Consider the following 18,187-nt stretch of genomic DNA (forward strand, 5'->3'; position numbering starts at 1 on the left):
GTTCCGTCTGGTCCGAAGACCAGCGCAAGGACACCGCCGCCTACGCTTCTCTTTCTGTCTTCACCTGTCAAAGAGCAGCATCACAAGATGCAGTTTCCGAAGGCAACAGCGCCTCAGTCCGGTGCTACCCGGCTTGAGCCGCCAACCTGTCAGGGAAACATCGGAGCCGCCATTTCCTGGCAGCGCCGCGATGAACCTGATTTAGGATCATTCGTTTTGTTTGTCAACCCCGTTTTCGAGAAACCCGAGAACCGAGCCAACCCTCATCCGAAGATGAGGCCTCTTCAGGACGTACGCTTTGTCCCGACTTGCGTCAGGCCAACCAGCCCGCTTTCTGAGGAGGTCTTGGCGCCGTTCGCAATCAGCGGCGGCGTCGATGGGCGGGTTATAAGCCCGTCCTCTTTCCGGTGTCAACACGATCATGAAAGTTTTTTGACGGCCTCCGGAAAACACGCGGGCCCGGCCTTCGACACGGCCACTTCACAGGATTCGAGAGGCCTTGCCTCACTGCGGACACAGTGAGGATTGAAGCAGCGCTCTCGACGGTGCGTCGTGTCGGAGAGACAGTTCCACTCGAGCTTGGTCTGTTAAGCCTGTGCCGTTGACCTCTCTTGTGCTAGAGCGCCTTCAGCACCTATGCAGTTAAGATAATCATCGACCGCGATAAAGATCGTCATGAGCCATGTTCCTCCAGATGATAGCCTGCCGAGGGCTTCCCGACGGGAAGTCCTGCGCCGGTCGCCCGGAGTCGAACTCGGCCATGAGCCGGCCCTGAGCTCCAACGGTGCGACGGCCCCGGAAGTGGACAAGCGGGACATCAACCTGCGCTGGCTCGGCGCCAGTATCCTGACGGGGGTCACCGGCGCAGTTCTGATTGGCGCCTCGATCCATGTTGCGATCGAGGCTGCGACCACATCCGCTCAGCCTCCCGAGCGTGCGGCCCTCAATGCCCAACCCCAATCCGGGAGAGAAGAAGAGCGCGCCTCGAATGTTGCCGGCAAGGGCGACAAGCTGAACATGACGGAGCTGACGGCGTCCGCGAAGCAGAGCTTCAAAGCCCCCATGACAATCCGCAATGGTGATCGCGAGGCCATCAAGGTCCGGCAGTTCGTGCGGGTTGCCACCAACCTCTCCCTGACGGCCGGCACCTACACCTCCGATATTCCGCCGTTCAATCCCCTGCGCCTCTTTGCTGAGGATGCGCAGGAAAAGATCGACCAGGTGCCTGAAATCTCGGACGCCGATGTCTCCGTGGTACGGCGGGACCTGGCCGCCATGGCCATCGAAGCCAGCGCGCCGTCTCTGACCGACAACGATGTCATGGCCATCCTGGAAGAGGAGCGCCGCGTTGCGGGCGAAACGGGGCGTCGCACCTCCGTTCCGATCCCGGCTCAGCAGATGCTGTCGCGCACCTTGCGCCAGCCCGATGGGCTCGGCGATGCCTTGGGTTATGCCCGTGTCGTCGATACCGCCTTCAGCACGATCGAAGTCCGGGTCATGCCCGAGAACGTCACCGAGCTGCCCAAGATCGAACAGAAGGCCATCGCACCCCTGATCGAGGAGCGCGATGTCGTGCTCCGGAAGGGCGAGACGCTGGAGACGATCCTGCGCAGCTATGGAGCGACCCCGCAGCAGATCACGGCGATCACCACGGCCCTGTCGGCACGGATGCAGGTTGCGGCGATGACGGAAGGCCAGCGCCTTCGCATTCTCATCGCGCCCGGTCCGCGCCTGGGCGACCCCAGGCAGATCGTGCGCGTCATTGCCTTTGGTGAAAAAGGGATCGAAGGAATTGCCGCCACAAATGACCGCGGCATCTTCGTATCCGTGACGCCTCCGGTGGATCCCTCCGACAGCAGGGGCAACCAGGCCCCCGAAGAGGAAGGTGTCAGCGAGGACGAGGAACGCGGCGGCATCCGCCTCTACGAGAGCCTCTACGAGACTGCCCTCAAGAACGACCTTCCCCGTCAAACCGTGGACGAGCTCGTGCGCATCTTCGGGTACGACGTCGATTTCCAGCGCCGCGTCTCGCAGGGGGACACCTTCGAGGTCTTCTTCGGTACGGATGACGATGGTGGGTCGCCGGAAGTTCTCTATGCCGCGCTGACGGTGGGCGGTGAATCGCGCAGCGTCTATCGCTACCAGGGCGATGACGGCACCATCGATTACTTCGACACGACCGGACGCTCCCTCAAGAAGTTCCTGATCCGTAAGCCCATCTCGGACGGTATCCTGCGCTCGGGCTTCGGCTCGCGCTTCCATCCGATTCTCGGCTATTCACGCCCGCATACGGGTGTCGACTGGGCCAACAGGATCGGCACGCCGATCATTGCCGCCGGCAACGGCACGGTGATCAAGGCGGAGTGGGATTCAGGCTATGGCCGCCGCGTGGAGCTGCAGCACACCAACGGCTACGTGACCGCCTATTCCCACATGTCGGGCTTTGCCAAGGACATCGCGCCCGGCAGAAAAGTGCGGCAGGGTCAGGTCATCGGGTACCTGGGTAACTCAGGCCTCTCCACCGGCCCGCATCTCCATTACGAGGTCATCATCAACGGCAGCTTCGTCGATCCTCTGAAGATCCGCCTGCCTCAGGGGCGCGAGCTCGACGGCCGCAGCCTTGCCGATTTCAAGCGCCAGCGCGAACAGGTGGACGAGCTCATGGCCCATGCGGGCGCATCGGCGAGCCTCTCCCAGCGCGCAGACCTGCGCTGATCCTCATGCTTGACTTGGTGATGATCGTCTTTCCGGTCTTCGGCTTGATCGGGATCGGCTATATCGCGCGCCAGACGGGCTTCGTGTCAGAGCGCATGGGCGAGGGTCTCTCCGAATTCGTCTTCACCCTCTCCGTGCCATGCCTGATCTTCCGCACCCTCGTGAAGGCCGAGATCCCGGAGGTGCAGCCGTGGGGCTACTGGATCGCCTACTTCGTGGGCGTGGCCGTGGCATGGGTACTCGCCACCACGATCGGCAGGCGCTTCTTCGGGATCAAGGGCGTGTCGAGCGTCGTGGCCGGTTTCTCGGCGGGCCAAGCCAATACCGTCTTCGTGGGCGTGCCCATGATCCTCAAGGTTTATGGCGACGAGGGCGCGGTGCCGCTCTTTCTGCTGCTCGCAGTGCATCTGCCCGTGACCATGACGCTCGCCACCGTGCTGGCGGAAGGACGTCAGGCTTCTCCTCTCGTCATCCTGCGCCGACTGGCCACGCATCCGATCGTCATCGGCATTCTGGCAGGCTCAGCCCTTCGCCCCATCGCTCATGCGGTTCCGGCGCCGCTCTGGCAGATCGTGGATCTGCTTGCGAGCGCGGCCGTTCCCTGCGCTCTGATTTCCATGGGCATCGCACTTCGCCGCTACGGGATGAAGATGGGCTGGAAGTTGCCGACGGTCATTTCCGTTCTCAAGCTAATTATGCATCCACTCGTGGTGCTTCTCCTCGCCAACTACGTGTTCGAGATGCCGCCTGTCTGGGCGGGAGTGGCCGTGCTCTTCGCATCGTGCCCCTCCGGCATCAACGCCTATCTCTTCGCCGAGCGCTACAACGAGGGCGTCGCTTTGGCCTCAAGCGCGGTGACGCTTTCGACGGCTCTGGCGCTCGGCACCACTCTGCTGTGGCTCTACGTGCTGGGTGTCGGCTAAGGCGCAAAGCCGAGCCTTTGCTTGATCTCGGCAGCCGTCACGCCGCGCGCCCGCAACTCGAACAGGGCTTCCGACCTTCTACTCTTTGCCAGCTTGTCCCCGCCCGGACCGAGGATCAGCCCGTGATGGTGGTAGAGCGGCGTACTCAAGCCGAGCAGTTTCTGCAGGAGCACGTGCAGATCGGTTGCGGCCTCGAGATCCTGGCCGCGCACCACATGGGTGACGCCCTGCAGCGCATCGTCAACGACGACGGAGAGATGATAGCTCGTCGGCACATCCTTGCGCACGATCACGGCATCGCCCCAGCGCCAGGGATCGACCTCGACAATCTCTTCATCGCCACCGAGAGAAAAACGCGTGAAGGTGTAAGGACCGGAAAGAAACTCCCGGACGGCCTCGCTGTCGATCCGCCATGTATGCGGCTCGCCAGCGCTGATCCTTCTCGCGACGTCCTCGGGAGAAAGCCCCTTGCAGGTGCCCGGATAAAGGGGAGCGCCGTCAGGATCACGCGGCCAAGCCTTGCCGCCCTCCGCCTCGACTGCCTCAACCTTATCCGCGATGTGCTTGCGGGAGCAGAAGCAGGGATAGGCGAGCCTCTTCCCCTTCAGCGTCCGGAAGGCGCCGCCGTAATCGGCGAAGTGCTCCGACTGGCGGCGGATCGGTTTTTCCCACTCCAGACCGAGCCACGCGAGATCCTCGTAAATCGCCCTCTCGTATTCAGGACGGCAGCGTGTGATATCGATATCCTCGATGCGCAGCAGGAAGCGGCCATCGAGCCGGCGGGCGAGTGCATCGTTGAGCAGGGCCGAATAGGCATGGCCGAGATGAAGCCGTCCGTTGGGGCTGGGAGCAAATCGGAATACGGGCTTCGTCACGGACGGCCTTCAAGGAGCAAGGAACAGATTTGATGGCCACCCTCCTCGAAACGGACGCGGTTCTCAAGAGGGGTCTGAAAGCTCTTGCCGACGCCGATCCCGTGATGGCGGGTCTCGTTGCCGAGGGCGTGACTCCGAAGCTGCGCAAGCGCCCGCCGGGCTTCGAGGGCCTGACCTGGATCGTTGTCGGGCAGCAGGTCTCGACGGCGAGCGCCGCGGCGATCTGGGGACGGCTGAGGGTGATCCTCGATCCACCGAGCCCAGAACGTTTTTTGAGCCTTTCAGACGAAGAGCTACGTGCGGCAGGCCTTTCGGCCATGAAGGTCAGGACGATCCGTACAGCCGCCGCCGCAATTGCCGAGGGATTACTGCCGCTCGATCGGCTGCATGAACTGCCTGCCGACGAAGCTCACAATCTCCTCACCCAGGTGAAGGGTATCGGCCCCTGGACGGCGGACATCTACCTGCTCTTCTGCCTCGGCCATCCCGACGCTTTTCCAGGTGGGGACCTCGCCGTTCAGGAGGCTGCCCGGATCGCGTATGGATTGGACGTGCGGCCCGACGCGAAGGCGCTGACAGCTCTTGCGGAGCGCTGGCGGCCTTGGCGGGGTGTGGCCGCCAAGGTGCTTTGGGCCTATTACCGCGTGGCCAAGGCGCGGGAGGGCAGCCCCGTCACGTGATGCGCTCTCTCTAGAAGGGAGCATCGGATCCAATCCCAAAAGTGGAATCCACTTTTCACGTCCGATGCTCTAGCCCTGCTGGGCCGCGGCCAGCGAGGCCTGGGCGCCGGCCCGCAACATGCTGATGTCGCTGCCGATGGACACCATGTTGAAGCCCTTGCGGGCGAGCTCGCCGGCGCGCGCGCCCGAGGGCGCATAGATACCGGCAATCTTGCCGGCAGCCTTCACCCGGGCGAGCACGTGGTCCAGGGCCTTGTCGACTTCTGGGCTGGACGGGTCCACGCCCTTGCCGCCCGACAGCGCGATGGAGAGGTCCGCCGGGCCGATGAAGACGCCGTCGATACCGGGGACCTCCAAGATGTCGTCGAGAATGGCGAGCGCCTCCCGAGTCTCCACCATGGCGAAGGAGACGGTGAGATCATTGGCCTGGCGCAGATACTCCGCCGGCTCCAGCCCTGAGAGGGAGATCGCGCCATAGGCGCCCCAGCTCCGCGCGCCCACGGGCGGGAACTTCATGAAGGAGGCGAAGCGCCGAGCATCCTCGATGGTGTTGATCATAGGTGCGATCACCCCCGAGACCCCGGCATCCAGGAAGCGCGAGGCAGAGGCGAACTCGCCCACCGGAACCCGCACGAGTGCCGGCTTTCCCGCCGCTGCGATCAGCGGCACGGCCCGGAGAGCGGCGGCAAAGTCGATGGAGCCGTGCTGCATATCCATCACCACCGCATCGAACTCCTCCCGCGCGAGAAGCCCCGGAACGGAGGGCTCAGGAATGCCGCACCAGGCCGTGAGCAGGGGCGTGTCCCCTTTGAGGAGGTCGGGAAAGGATGGATTGGTCAGCATGATGCTCTTTTCTTGTAATGGCGTTTCTGTTTGGCCGGAGCGTAGATTAAACGGCAGGCGGGGTTTATGACCCCGCCTTGATCTCCGCAATGGCACGGTCCGTCAGCTGTTGCACCTTAGCGCTAAGCTCGGCTTCGTCTATGGCCTTCCCGGCACTTTCGAGATCCTGCCGGATCTTCCGCAGCACGTCGGCATCCCCCGGCTCCTGGAAATCGGCCTGGACGACGGTTCTGGCATAGGCCTCAGCCTCAGGTCCGGTCTTGCCGAGGCGCTCTGCCACCCAGAGCCCCAGGAGCTTGTTGCGGCGGGCCGTGGCCTTGAAGCGAAGCTCCTCGTTATGGGTGAATTGTTTCTCGAAAGCGTTTTCGCGCTCGTTGAAAAGGGTCATGAAGGATCCTCCCGTGGGTGCCCCCTTCATGCGATATATGGGCGCACTCGCGCCGCCGCCATGCCATCCCCATCTAAAGGAAGGTGTTCAAAAGGGGCTCCAGGCCCTGATCCCTCCTCTGCGCGTTGTGCTCGTCCCCTTGATCGGATAGGTTGCCCTCAAGCGGAGCGCTGGTCTAAAGCCGCGCCTACGCCAGCCGCGGATCTGCACCATGTCTAGCCAGGAGAGCCCACGGCAAAATGGATTTTCTCAAACCACGGTATACGCCTATGAATCGTCGCCGTCGCGTCTATGAGGGCAAGGCGAAGGTCCTCTATGAGGGCCCCGAACCCGGAACGCTCATTCAGCACTTCAAGGATGATGCGACTGCCTTCAATGCCAAGAAGCATGAAGTGATCGACGGCAAGGGCGTGCTCAACAACCGGATCTCGGAATACATTTTCCAGCATCTGAACGAGATCGGCGTCCCCACCCACTTCATCCGCCGCCTGAACATGCGCGAGCAGCTGATTCGCGAGGTGGAGATCATCCCCCTCGAGGTCGTCGTGCGGAACGTGGCGGCAGGCTCGCTCGCCAAGCGGCTCGGCCTCGAGGAGGGCACGCAGCTGCCCCGCTCTATCATCGAATTCTATTACAAGAACGATGAGCTGGGCGATCCGATGGTCTCGGAAGAGCACATCACTGCCTTCGGCTGGGCCTCGCCCCAGGAGATCGACGACATCATGGCGCTCGCCATTCGCGTTAACGATTTCCTGTCCGGCCTCTTCCTCGGTGTCGGCATCCGCCTCGTCGACTTCAAGCTGGAGACGGGCCGTCTCTGGGAAGGGGAGCTGATGCGCATTGTGGTCGCCGACGAGATCTCCCCGGATTCCTGCCGTCTCTGGGACATCAAGTCCAAGGACAAGCTCGACAAGGACCGCTTCCGCCGCGACATGGGCGGGCTGGTGGAAGCCTACACGGAAGTGGCTCGCCGCCTCGGCATCCTGGCCGAGAACGAGAGCATCATCACCGGCGGCCCGCGCCTCGTGCAGTGAGCGTCCCGTCGTTCATCAGGACACTCCAATGCCCGGCTCGATGCCGGGCATTGTTGTTGGGATTGGCCTTCGGCATCGGCCTGGCGAGCTGCGACTACATCCCTCGCACCGTCGCAGGCCTGCCCTCCGACACCTCCTGGGATGCCCTCCCTTTACGCAAATGGCTCGCCGAGGATCGGGCCGAGCCCATCGCCCTCTCCTTCTGCGCGCCCCCCTCCTGCAGCCCGGGACTGGCCGTCAGCGTCATCCGCCTGAAAGGAAAGGACGCGCAGATCACGGAAGCCCTGCTCAAGGACCCGGAGCGCCTCGCTCGCGCCCTTCGCTCCCCTGCAGACCAGGACAAGCCGGTGCGAACGGACATCTCCGTGGATCGCCTGAAAGATGGTCCTTATCCCGGATTCACGATCACCCTCGCCCCCATGGACGGCAAGAAGCCTCCTGCCTTCGGCGCCGCCCTGGGCAAGCGCTCCGGCGAGGATCTGGAGGTCGTCCTGGCGATTGGCCAATCCGCCGAGGTCGTGCGGCAGACCGCCCATGAGGTCGCTGCTCGTGAATTGGGCAAATGAGCCGAGTTTCTGCATGATCTTGCGGTGAACCGGCGACCACTTCACCGGATCATGCTCCGAAGGCGTTGTTTCTTGCGGCTAATGGCTTTATGGCGTGGGGCAAATCTCAACAGCCCGAGGCCTCCCATGAAAGCTCGCGTCACCGTCACCCTGAAGAACGGCGTTCTCGACCCCCAAGGCAAGGCCATTGAAGGGGCCTTGAAATCCCTCGGCGTGGACGGCATCGCCGGCGTGCGCCAGGGCAAGGTCTTCGACCTCGAGCTGGAAACCGCCGACAAGGCCCAGGCCGAGGCCTCGCTGAAGGCGGCCTGCGAGAAGCTGCTCGCGAATACCGTGATCGAAAACTACCGCGTCGAACTGATCTGACCGTCATGCCCGGACTTGATCCGGACCCGAAGGGCGCGCCAAAGGCGTGACTTCCACGTTTTTCCCGCGCCTCAAGGCGTGGATGGCCGGGACGAGCCCGGCCATGACGATAGAAGGATGAAAAGATGAAATCCGCTGTCATCGTCTTCCCCGGCTCCAATCGCGAAGGCGATGTGGTGCGGGCTCTCAAGCAGGCCGGCTCGCAGGTCGAGAAGGTCTGGCACGCCGAACACGAGCTGCCCAAGGGCACGGATCTCGTGGTCCTGCCGGGCGGCTTTTCTTATGGCGACTATCTGCGCTGCGGCGCCATCGCGGGCCGTGCCGCGGTGATGGATGCAGTCCGCGCCCATGCGGCGCGCGGCGGCCTGGTGCTCGGCATCTGCAACGGCTTCCAGATCCTCTGCGAATCGGGGCTTCTGCCCGGCATCCTGATGCGCAACGCGAACCTCAAGTTCATCTGCCATCGCCAGTTCCTGAAAGTCGAGCGCAACGACACGGCCTTCACCAAGCGTTATGCGCCGGGGCAGGCCATCGATGTCTGCGTCGCGCATGGCGAAGGCAATTACACGGCGGATGTGGAGACGCTGAAGCGGCTCGAGGGTGAAGGCCTCGTCGCCTTCCGCTATTGCGATGCGCACGGCCATGTGACGGCCGATGCCAACCGCAACGGCTCCATGAACTCGATTGCCGGCATCTACTCCGACAAACTCAACGTGCTCGGCATGATGCCTCATCCGGAAAACCTGATCGAAGACCTCGTGGGCGGCACCGATGGGCGTGGCCTGTTCGAGAGCCTCGTGTCGTCTTTCCCCCGCGCTGCCTGATTTCTTCAAGAGACGAGACACTGATGATCCGCAATGACGTCGCCATCACCCCGGAGCTGGTCAAGGAGCACGGGCTGAAGCCTGACGAGTACGATCGCTTCGTGAAGCTGATCGGCCGCGAGCCGACGCTCACCGAGCTCGGCATCGTCTCCGCCATGTGGAACGAGCATTGCTCGTACAAATCCTCGCGCATCCATCTGCGCGGCCTGCCGACGAAAGCGCCATGGGTGATTCAGGGCCCAGGCGAGAACGCTGGCGTGATCGATATCGGCGATGGGCTGGCCTGCATCTTCAAGATGGAGAGCCACAACCATCCGTCCTTCATCGAGCCCTATCAGGGCGCGGCGACGGGTGTGGGCGGTATCCTGCGTGACGTGTTCACCATGGGCGCGCGCCCGATTGCATCGCTCAACTTCCTGCGCTTCGGCGAGCCGGATCACCCGAAGACGCCGCACCTCGTCTCCGGTGTCGTCGCGGGCATTGGCGGCTACGGCAATTCCTTCGGCGTTCCCACGGTCGGCGGCAGCGTCGGCTTCGACAAGCGCTACAACGGCAATATTCTCGTCAACGCGATGGCGGTCGGCCTCGCGCGCTCGGACGAGATCTTCTACGCGAAGGCCACCGGCGTCGGAAATCCGATCGTCTATCTCGGCTCCAAGACGGGCCGCGACGGCATTCACGGCGCGACGATGGCTTCCGCCGAGTTCGACGATGCGTCGGAAGAAAAGCGCCCCACCGTGCAGGTCGGCGACCCCTTCGCCGAGAAGCTGCTGCTCGAAGCCTGCCTTGAGCTCATGAAGTCCGGCGCGGTGATCGCGATTCAGGACATGGGCGCTGCCGGTCTCACCAGCTCTGCGGTCGAGATGGGCGCGAAAGGCAATCTCGGCGTCGAGCTCGATCTCGACAAGGTGCCCTGCCGTGAGGAAGGCATGACGGCCTATGAGATGATGCTCTCCGAGAGTCAGGAGCGCATGCTCATGGTGCTCAAGCCCGGCATGGAAGAGGAAGCAGAGGCCATCTTCCACAAATGGGGTCTCGACTTCGCTGTGATCGGCAAGACCACCGACACCCTGCGCTTCGTCATCAAGCACCAGGGCGAGGTGAAGGCCGATCTTCCGATCAAGGAACTCGGCGACGAGGCTCCGGTCTATGACCGTCCGTGGGTGGAAAGCCCGAAGCAGCCTGTCATCGAACCTTCGAGCGTGAAGGCTCCGATGTCGGAGGCCGAAGCGCTTCTGAAGCTCGTCGGCTCGCCGGACCAATGCTCGAAGCGCTGGGTATGGGAGCAGTACGATCACCTCATCCTCGGCAACACGGTGCAGACGCCCGGCGGCGATGCCGCCATCGTGCGCGTGGAGGACGGGCCGAAGGGCCTTGCGCTCACCACCGATGTGACGCCGCGCTATTGCGAGGCCGATCCCTTCGAAGGCGGCAAGCAGGCGGTGGCGGAAGCCTGGCGCAACATCACGGCGGTCGGCGGCCTGCCGCTCGCGATCACCGACAATCTCAATTTCGCAAGCCCCGAGCGGCCTGAATCCATGGGCCAGTTCGTCGGCTGCCTGAAAGGCATCGGCGAGGCCTGCCGCGCCCTCGACTTCCCCGTCGTGTCCGGCAACGTCTCGCTCTACAACGAGACCAACGGCCAGGGCATTCTCCCCACCCCCGCCATCGGCGGCGTGGGCCTCATCGACGACGTGACGGTGAATGCCTCCATCGCCTTCAAGAACGAGGGCGAAGCGATCGTCCTCATCGGCGCCACGCAGGGCTGGCTCGGCCAGTCGATCTATCTCCGCGACGTCTGCGGCCGTGAGGAAGGCGCTCCGCCGCCCGTCGATCTCGCAGCAGAGAAACGCAACGGCGACTTTATCCGCCAGCTCATCCGCTCCGGTCAGGTGAAGACGGTGCACGATTGCTCCGACGGCGGCATCGCGCTCGCGCTCGCCGAGATGGCGATGGCAGGCGTCGTGGGTGCCGAAATCACAGCCATCCCCGAGAACATGCCGCTCCACGCCTTCCTCTTCGGCGAGGATCAGGCGCGTTATCTCATCGCCGTCGATGAAGACGTGGCCGCCGACATCCTCTACGAAGCCGGCGCGATTGGCATTCCGGCTGTGACGCTGGGGCTCACGGGCGGCGATTCGTTGATTCTGCCGGGTCAGCAGGCCATATCCGTGAAGCAGCTGAAGGCGGCTCACGAATCCTGGCTGCCCGACTACATGGCCGGCAAGGCTTAAGGAGTTTGATCCATGCCAATGGATGCACGCGATATCGAGAGCATGATCAAGGCCGCCCTGCCGGATGCGGTCGTCGAGATCAAGGATCTGGCGGGTGATGGCGACCATTATGCCGCCACCGTCACGTCCTCGGCCTTCAAGGGCAAATCCCGGGTCCAGCAACACCAGATGGTCTATGCAGCGCTGCAAGGCCGCATGGGTGGCGCGCTCCATGCCCTTGCATTGACGACGCAGGCACCCGACAATTGAGACACGAACCCGGCGCCTTGACCGCCCAAAATCTTTTTCTTTCGCATTTTCTGCGCAGAATCGGAGCCACTTTTGCGGAAAATGCTATGGGACACAGGAGAAGTCCATGGCTGACGCCAACCAGATCATCGATAACGAAGTGAAGTCCAACGACGTCGTGCTCTTCATGAAGGGCACGCCGCAATTCCCCATGTGCGGATTCTCGGGCCAGGTCGTCCAGATCCTCAACTACCTCGGCGTGCCCTACAAGGGCATCAACGTGCTCGAGGACGAGACCATCCGCCAGGGCATCAAGGACTATTCCAACTGGCCGACCATTCCCCAGCTTTACGTGAAGGGCGAGTTCATCGGCGGCTGCGACATCACCCGCGAGATGTTCCAGGCCGGGGAACTGCAGCAGCTCTTCGCCGACAAGGGCATCCAGGTTCAGCAGAGCGCCTGATCGGCCCTCATTGGACCAACCACATGAAGGCGGGGCTGAGCCCCGCTTTTTTGTTGCCTCGAGCGTCACGCTCGACCCGAACGGGAAGCGTGTTATGTCGCATTCCTTCAACAGTCCCGTTTCCGGAACAATGGCTCTTCGTTCTTTTTCAAAGGCCGCTGCCATAACAACAGAATGCGGCGGCTTGAGACGGGGGCCAATTTCATGTTCGAGCCGGAGACGAATGTCGTCGCCTTCAAGCCGCGCGCGGCGGTGACGCATCATCCCAAAACCCTTCTGGAGCGGGTCTATGCGGCCGGTTCGCTCGCTGTGCGGGCGGACGATGTCGCCACCAAGATGGCGTGCCTGACGCTGCAGCGTCTCGGCTTTCTCGTGATCGAGGAGATTCTCGCCGACGGCACGCCACGCTTGCTGCAGAAGGGTGAGGCCCGGAAAGCCATGGACCGTCCCTGGCGTCTTTCGAAGCCCGCTTTTTCCGGCGAGTTCGGCCTCCCTGACGGCGAAGGCGCTTTCCGGGTCTAAGAGCGTCCCAGCGCCGTGCGGATAAAGGCCAACGCATCGGGCGAAGCCCATTCCGCCGGGCCCTTCAGGAGCGCGATCTCGCAACCCGACGCATCGACGACAAAAGTCGTCGGCAGTCCGACCACGTGGCCCGACTTCTGCAGGACCTGGAGCAGCTTGCCCGCCGGGTCGGCGTAGTAAGCCAGGTTCTTGATACCGTTCTCCTGCAGCCAGGCCTTCGGCTTTTCAGGGTTGCGCGTATCCACGTTGATGGCGACCACCTGGAAATCGGCGCCGCCCAGCTCCGCCTGGAGCTTGTCGAGAGCCGGCATTTCCTGACGGCAGGGCACGCACCACGTCGCCCAGAGATTGACGAGGACCGTCTTGCCCTTGAAATCGGACAGACTCATCGGCTGTCCTTCCGGGCCATTGAACGCAACCTCCGGTGGCGGCTGGGGCGTGCTGTCGACGTTAATCGCCGCCATCTCTCCCTTTGCAAAAGGCTGTAGCCGCTCTCCTGTCGCCACCGCCGTCTGGCATTCCCTTGCGGTGCTGTTGTGGCTAGTTCCACCAAAAGAATACCAGATAGCGGCACCTCCCATCACGCAGACGAGGAGGACAGCGGCAATCGATCGGGAATGGCGGTGATGGTAAAAAGGCATTTTCCTAATGTTATGTATCACAGCGTTTTCTGCAAGCTGCTCAGTTTACGAAGGACGTTGGGGCTCCAAAAGCCGTATGCAACTTAAACTATACATAAATCAACTTAGAGTTTTGTAGACTTTGTTTCATTTAGTAGGTTGAAGAACGAAATTGGCGCTCCAAATGGATCTTGTCTGTACGTTATTACAGATCAAACATGAGGAGTGAACATGCCACTAAAGCGTGCAAAACCTAGCGACACTACAAAAGAGCCGGACTTCTATTCAGGCCCCCGCTACGTAGGCGGCAAAGAGGGAGCCTGGGGAAATTCTGATTTCCTGTACACGACCCTCGAAGAGAATAACCATAAATACTTCAAAAATCCCGCAGATTACTGGTGGTATGAACCAGGATTCTGGAATTCTTCAAGCTCTTCAGGCATACGATACGCCCAACCTATTATCCCAGATTTCCATTATTTCTGATCGACGAGGCGGGGGCCTACCCCGCCTCTCACCTGCTCTATCTCTGCAGCTGCAAGACTTTATCCCCGTGAACTCTGGCCGGCTTCCTTAACTTCCCTCTCGCCTCTGCTAGAGGTTTGCCGTTATGGTGCATCGCATTTCGGAGCCTCTCGATGTCGTCCAGCCTGTCTCTCGTCCGCATAGCTCTTGTTGCGGGCGCTCTCGTTCTTAGCCTCTCGGCCTGCGGCCGTCGCGGCGCGCTCGAGCCGCCGCCGGATGGGTCTGCTCCCCAGGCGCAGCAGCAGAGGGCTGCCGATCAGGCCACCCTGCCCTCCCCTGTCGGCACGCCTCGTTCAAGAGCGACCCGCGGCTATACCATTCCCGACAAGCCCTTTATCCTCGATCCGCTGCTGTAAGGCCGCCTGATGCACCATTTTTCTTATCGCGACGGCGTCCTCCACGCGGAGGATGTCAGCTTGCGCCGCCTCGCAGACGAGGTCGGAACCCCATTTTACTGCTATTCCACCGCAACCCTCGAGCGGCATTACCGCGTCTTTGCCGAGGCTTTCGCGGATACCGACGCTCTCGTCTGCTACGCCATGAAGGCGAATTCCAATCAGGCGGTGCTGAAAACGCTGGCGCGCCTCGGTGCCGGCATGGACATCGTCTCGGAAGGCGAGCTGCGTCGCGCGCTCGCAGCAGGCGTGCCGGGCGAGCGGGTGGTGTTCTCCGGCGTCGGCAAGACGAAGGCCGAAATGGCCTTTGCCCTCGACAGCGACATCCTTTGCTTCAACGTCGAATCCGAACCCGAACTCGAAGCGCTCTCCGAAGTCGCGCTCTCAAAGGGACGGCGCGCGCCGATCTCGATCCGTATCAATCCGGACGTGGACGCCAAGACGCACAAGAAGATCTCGACGGGCAAGTCCGAGAACAAATTCGGCATTCCGATTTCCCGCGCCCGCGAGGTCTATGCCCGCGCCGCCAGACTCAAGGGTATCGAGATCACCGGCGTCGACATGCATATCGGCAGCCAGATCACCGATCTCACGCCTTATGACAACGCCACCGCGCTTCTGGCCGAACTCGCCCGCGACCTGATGGCGGATGGGCACAAGCTCCATCATATCGATCTCGGCGGAGGTCTCGGCGTGCCCTATCGGGAGGACAATGCGCCGCCGCCCGACCCGCAGGCCTATGCACAGATCATCAAGCGCCACACGAAGGATCTTGGCCTCAAGCTCGTCTTCGAGATGGGCCGTCTGATCGCGGGCAATGCGGGCGTGCTGATCGCCAGGGTCATCTATGTGAAGGAAGGTGCGGACCGCACCTTCGTCATCGTCGATGCCGCCATGAACGATCTCATCCGCCCGACGTTGTATGATGCCTTCCATAACATCAAGCCCGTGGTGGAGCCTTCGCCCAGCACGTCGCACATCGTCGCCGACGTGGTCGGCCCCGTGTGCGAGACGGGGGACTATCTCGCGCTGTCCCGCGACATGCCGGCGGTGAAGCCCGGCGATCTCATCGCCGTCATGACGGCAGGCGCCTATGGCGCGGTCCAGGCCAATACCTACAACACGCGGTTGCTCGTGCCCGAGGTGCTCGTGCGCGGCGAGGATCACGCGGTGGTGCGCCCGCGCCCGACCTATGGGGAGCTGATCGGACTCGACCGGGTTCCGGGCTGGCTGACTTAAGGCTCTCGGCTTCGAACCGGGGATCATGCTCCGCCGTTGTCCTGTCACTGACGAGGATGTGAGGCGGGAAATCCCCCTTGCGGCGCTTTGTGCCCATTTGACGGCTGGTCATCCGGGCATGTCGTGCTAGCTTCACGAAGGGGGCGTTAGCACGAACGTGCTGCGGAGACTTTTGGCATGAGCGAAGGCCCGAACCCGTCGCCTGCGCAGAGCAACCTGAGCAAGAGGTTCGGGCGCCTGATCACGCATGCGCGCTGGTCGCTGTGGTGGGAGGATGCCTGGCCCCGGCTGTGGCTGCCGCTCGCCATCGTTCTTCTCTTCCTCACGCTGTCCTGGTTCGGCCTCTGGCTCGATATCGCGCCCTTCTGGCGCTCGGTAGGGCTGGGTCTCTTCACGGCCGCCTTCCTTCTGTCATTGTGGCCCCTGCTGCGGCTGCGAATGCCCAGCCGCACGCGCGCTCTCGACCGCCTCGACCGAGACACCGGCCTGAGCCACGGCCCTGCGCGCGTGCTCGACGATTCCCTGGCGCTCGGCGCCACCGATCCCGGCACGCGGGCCCTCTGGTCGCTTCATCGCAAGCGGGCTGAAGAGGCCATCGGCCGGATGCGGGTCGCCCCGCCCCGTCCCGACATGCCCCGGCGCGACCGTTATGCGCTTCGGGCGGCAGGCATTCTTGCACTTGTGACCAGCGCCTTCGTGGCGGGCCCCGAGATCGGCTCGCGCCTCAAGGCGGCCTTCGACTGGCGGGAGGCCTCGGCCTCGGCGCCCGCCTTCCGCATCGACGGTTGGATCGATCCGCCGCTCTACACCCGCACGCCCCCGCTCATGATCGATCTGGCCAAGGGCCAGGACCTCCGCGCGCCGATCCGCTCCACCGTCGTCATTCGCGTCGCCGGCGACGGCACGGCGGAGATCAAGCCGGGGAAGGCCCTGACTCCTCTGCCGCCCAAGGGCAACCAGCGCGCGGACCTGCGCGAGGAGCGCTATACGCTCGACGGCAGCACCGAGCTGACCGTCAGCACAGGCTTCGCCCACAGCGTCACGCTGAAATTGGAAGCCATTCCCGACCGCATGCCTGAGGTCGCCTTTACCGCTCCACCCGAGATCAATGCGCGCGGCACATTCACCCTCATCTACAAGGGCAAGGACGATTACGGCATTACCTCCCTCGAAGGCCTGGTGGAGAAGGCCGACGGCAGCAAGGGCCGCTCCCTGGTTCCGGCCCCGTCGCTCACCCTGTCTCTTCCGAGCCATGAGGAGAATGCTCCCGACACCCGCTCTCCGGTTGACCTCACGAATCATCCCTGGGCTGGCGCGCCGGTGACCATCAGGCTCAAGGCCAAGGACGAAGCGGGCCAGGAAGCGACGAGCGAAACCATCACCCTCACCCTGCCGCAGCGCCCCTTCACCAACCCGCTCGCGAAGGCCCTCGTCGAGCAGCGACGCAATCTCGTGCTCGCTCCCGATGACCGCAAGCGCGTGCAGATCGCATTGGATTCCCTTTTGATCGCTCCTGAGGAATTCACGCCGCAATGGGGCGTGTTCATGGGTCTGCGCACAGCCGCCGAGCGCCTGCGTGTCGCGAAGACCGATGAGGCGCTGCTTGAAGTCGCCGACTGGCTCTGGTCCATGGCGCTGCAGATCGAGGACGGGAACCTCTCCGATGCGGAGCGGGAGCTGCGTGCTGCCCAGGAACGCCTGAAAGAGGCCATGGAGCGCGGGGCGACGGATGAGGAGATCCGGCGTCTCACGGACGAGTTGCGTCAGGCCATGGACAAGTTCCTGCGCGAGTTCGCTCAGCGGATGCAGCAGAACCAGCAGGCCGAGAATCAGAACCAGCGTGCTCCCGACCGGATGATCACGCAGGACGATCTCAACCGGATGCTGCAGCAGATGGAGGACGCCATGCGCCGCGGCGACATGGCGGAGGCCCAGCGCCTTCTCGAGCAGTTGCGCAACATCCTCGAAAACCTTCAGACGGCGCAGCCCAACAGCCGCATGACCGACCCGCTCTCGCGGGAGATGAACCAGGCCATGCGCGATCTCGAAGACATGGCGCGCGAGCAGCAGCACCTGCGTGACGAAACGTTCCGCGAGGGCCAGAACCGGCGCATGCAGCAGGGCGACCGCAACGCTCCCCGCCAGGGACAGCGGCAAGGCCAGCGTCAGCAAGGACAGCGCCAGCGAGGCCAGCAGGGCGAAGGCCAGGAGCAGGGCGAGAACGGCACCCCGGACCAGCAAGGCCTCCGGCAGAGGCAGCAGGCGCTCCGTGAGCGGCTTCAGGAATTGCAGCGGCGCATGGAAGGCATGGGCATGCAGAGCGAGCAGGGCTTCGGCGAAGCCGAGCAGGACATGCGCGAGGCTGAAGGAGCTCTCGGCCAGGGACAGGACGGACCTGCCGTCGATGCTCAAGGGCGTGCGCTCGAAAACCTCCGCCGCGGCATGCAGGGCATGGCTCAACAGATGCAGCAAGGCCAGGGCAATGAGCAGGCGGGCGATCAGCCCGGTCAGGGCGAACCGCAGGGTCAGGGTCAGGCCGGACAGCAGAACAACGATCCTTTAGGCCGTCCCACCCGGAACAGGGGCTACGTGGACAATACGCGAGATGGCGTCCCTAACGTCAACGAATCCCCGGCCCAACGGGCTCAGCGCATCCTGGAAGAGCTTCGACGCAAGCTCGGCGACCCGACGCGGCCGCAGGAAGAGCTCGATTACTTCGAGCGCCTGCTTCGCAGGAACTAAGTTTA

The 18,187-nt window shown here is 63.1% G+C and carries 19 protein-coding genes; 15 read left to right on the top strand and 4 right to left on the bottom strand.

The window, feature by feature from the left end:
• Positions 1-675 precede the first annotated feature (675 nt).
• Complete coding sequence (locus tag DC522_RS21440) at positions 676-2,715, top strand: M23 family metallopeptidase (protein WP_116530664.1); 2,040 nt, start codon at positions 676-678, stop codon at positions 2,713-2,715.
• A 5-nt stretch (positions 2,716-2,720) separates the two neighbouring features.
• Positions 2,721-3,638 (top strand): AEC family transporter, encoded by a 918-nt coding sequence (locus DC522_RS21445; RefSeq protein ID WP_116530665.1) that lies wholly within the window; start codon positions 2,721-2,723, stop codon positions 3,636-3,638.
• Here DC522_RS21445 and gluQRS read toward each other — a convergent pair.
• Positions 3,635-4,513, bottom strand: a complete 879-nt coding sequence (gluQRS, locus tag DC522_RS21450; RefSeq protein ID WP_116530666.1) for a tRNA glutamyl-Q(34) synthetase GluQRS — start codon at positions 4,511-4,513, stop codon at positions 3,635-3,637. The two genes, DC522_RS21445 and gluQRS, sit on opposite strands and share 4 nt — an antisense overlap.
• Positions 4,514-4,545: 32 nt before the next feature.
• On the opposite strand from gluQRS, the gene DC522_RS21455 reads away from it, so the two are divergent.
• Entirely contained in the window at positions 4,546-5,193 is a 648-nt protein-coding gene (locus DC522_RS21455) for a DNA-3-methyladenine glycosylase (RefSeq protein ID WP_116530667.1), read from the top strand.
• 69 nt (positions 5,194-5,262) lie between these two features.
• On the opposite strand, the gene DC522_RS21460 is transcribed toward DC522_RS21455, so the two are convergent.
• On the bottom strand, positions 5,263-6,036 hold the full coding sequence (locus tag DC522_RS21460; RefSeq protein ID WP_116530668.1) for an HpcH/HpaI aldolase/citrate lyase family protein: 774 nt from the start codon (positions 6,034-6,036) through the stop codon (positions 5,263-5,265).
• A 64-nt stretch (positions 6,037-6,100) separates the two neighbouring features.
• Positions 6,101-6,424 carry a DUF1476 domain-containing protein gene (locus tag DC522_RS21465; protein ID WP_116530669.1) on the bottom strand — a complete coding sequence of 108 codons (324 nt, stop codon included), beginning with the start codon at positions 6,422-6,424 and terminating at the stop codon, positions 6,101-6,103.
• Positions 6,425-6,663: 239 nt separating this feature from the next.
• Here DC522_RS21465 and purC point away from each other — a divergent pair, with 239 nt between their 5' ends.
• From purC to DC522_RS21505, 8 genes are all read left to right on the top strand, one after another.
• Positions 6,664-7,458, top strand: coding sequence for a phosphoribosylaminoimidazolesuccinocarboxamide synthase (gene purC, locus DC522_RS21470; protein WP_116530670.1), 795 nt, complete (start codon positions 6,664-6,666; stop codon positions 7,456-7,458).
• Between the two features lie 50 nt (positions 7,459-7,508).
• Entirely contained in the window at positions 7,509-8,024 is a 516-nt protein-coding gene (locus DC522_RS21475; protein WP_116530671.1) for a hypothetical protein, read from the top strand.
• Positions 8,025-8,150: 126 nt separating this feature from the next.
• Complete coding sequence (purS, locus tag DC522_RS21480) at positions 8,151-8,390, top strand: phosphoribosylformylglycinamidine synthase subunit PurS (RefSeq protein WP_116530672.1); 240 nt, start codon at positions 8,151-8,153, stop codon at positions 8,388-8,390.
• Between the two features lie 125 nt (positions 8,391-8,515).
• Entirely contained in the window at positions 8,516-9,214 is a 699-nt protein-coding gene (gene purQ / locus DC522_RS21485) for a phosphoribosylformylglycinamidine synthase subunit PurQ (RefSeq protein ID WP_116530673.1), read from the top strand.
• A gap of 23 nt (positions 9,215-9,237) precedes the next feature.
• Positions 9,238-11,448: a phosphoribosylformylglycinamidine synthase subunit PurL gene (gene purL, locus DC522_RS21490; RefSeq protein ID WP_116530674.1), complete on the top strand. Its 2,211-nt coding sequence runs from the start codon at positions 9,238-9,240 to the stop codon at positions 11,446-11,448.
• A gap of 12 nt (positions 11,449-11,460) precedes the next feature.
• Complete coding sequence (locus tag DC522_RS21495) at positions 11,461-11,697, top strand: BolA family protein (protein WP_116530675.1); 237 nt, start codon at positions 11,461-11,463, stop codon at positions 11,695-11,697.
• Positions 11,698-11,803: 106 nt separating this feature from the next.
• Entirely contained in the window at positions 11,804-12,139 is a 336-nt protein-coding gene (gene grxD / locus DC522_RS21500) for a Grx4 family monothiol glutaredoxin (RefSeq protein ID WP_116530676.1), read from the top strand.
• A 204-nt stretch (positions 12,140-12,343) separates the two neighbouring features.
• Positions 12,344-12,661, top strand: coding sequence for a hypothetical protein (locus DC522_RS21505; protein ID WP_133239334.1), 318 nt, complete (start codon positions 12,344-12,346; stop codon positions 12,659-12,661).
• Here the strand turns inward: DC522_RS21505 and DC522_RS21510 are convergent.
• Positions 12,658-13,125: a TlpA family protein disulfide reductase gene (locus tag DC522_RS21510; RefSeq protein ID WP_371680169.1), complete on the bottom strand. Its 468-nt coding sequence runs from the start codon at positions 13,123-13,125 to the stop codon at positions 12,658-12,660. The two genes, DC522_RS21505 and DC522_RS21510, sit on opposite strands and share 4 nt — an antisense overlap.
• 387 nt (positions 13,126-13,512) lie before the next feature.
• Between DC522_RS21510 and DC522_RS34335 the strand changes: the two genes are divergently transcribed.
• The 4 genes from DC522_RS34335 (at position 13,513) to DC522_RS21525 (ending at position 18,182) form a co-directional block, all read left to right on the top strand.
• Positions 13,513-13,767, top strand: coding sequence for a hypothetical protein (locus tag DC522_RS34335; protein WP_133239335.1), 255 nt, complete (start codon positions 13,513-13,515; stop codon positions 13,765-13,767).
• Positions 13,768-13,919: 152 nt separating this feature from the next.
• Positions 13,920-14,162 (top strand): lipoprotein, encoded by a 243-nt coding sequence (locus DC522_RS21515; RefSeq protein ID WP_116530679.1) that lies wholly within the window; start codon positions 13,920-13,922, stop codon positions 14,160-14,162.
• 9 nt (positions 14,163-14,171) lie between these two features.
• Entirely contained in the window at positions 14,172-15,440 is a 1,269-nt protein-coding gene (gene lysA, locus DC522_RS21520; RefSeq protein WP_116530680.1) for a diaminopimelate decarboxylase, read from the top strand.
• A 177-nt stretch (positions 15,441-15,617) separates the two neighbouring features.
• The gene (locus DC522_RS21525) at positions 15,618-18,182 is read left to right on the top strand and encodes a TIGR02302 family protein (protein ID WP_116530681.1); all 2,565 of its coding nucleotides are present in this window, start codon (positions 15,618-15,620) and stop codon (positions 18,180-18,182) included.
• The last annotated feature ends 5 nt before the right edge of the window (positions 18,183-18,187 follow it).

The sequence above is a fragment of the Microvirga sp. KLBC 81 genome (assembly GCF_003075415.1).
Lineage (GTDB): Bacteria > Pseudomonadota > Alphaproteobacteria > Rhizobiales > Beijerinckiaceae > Microvirga.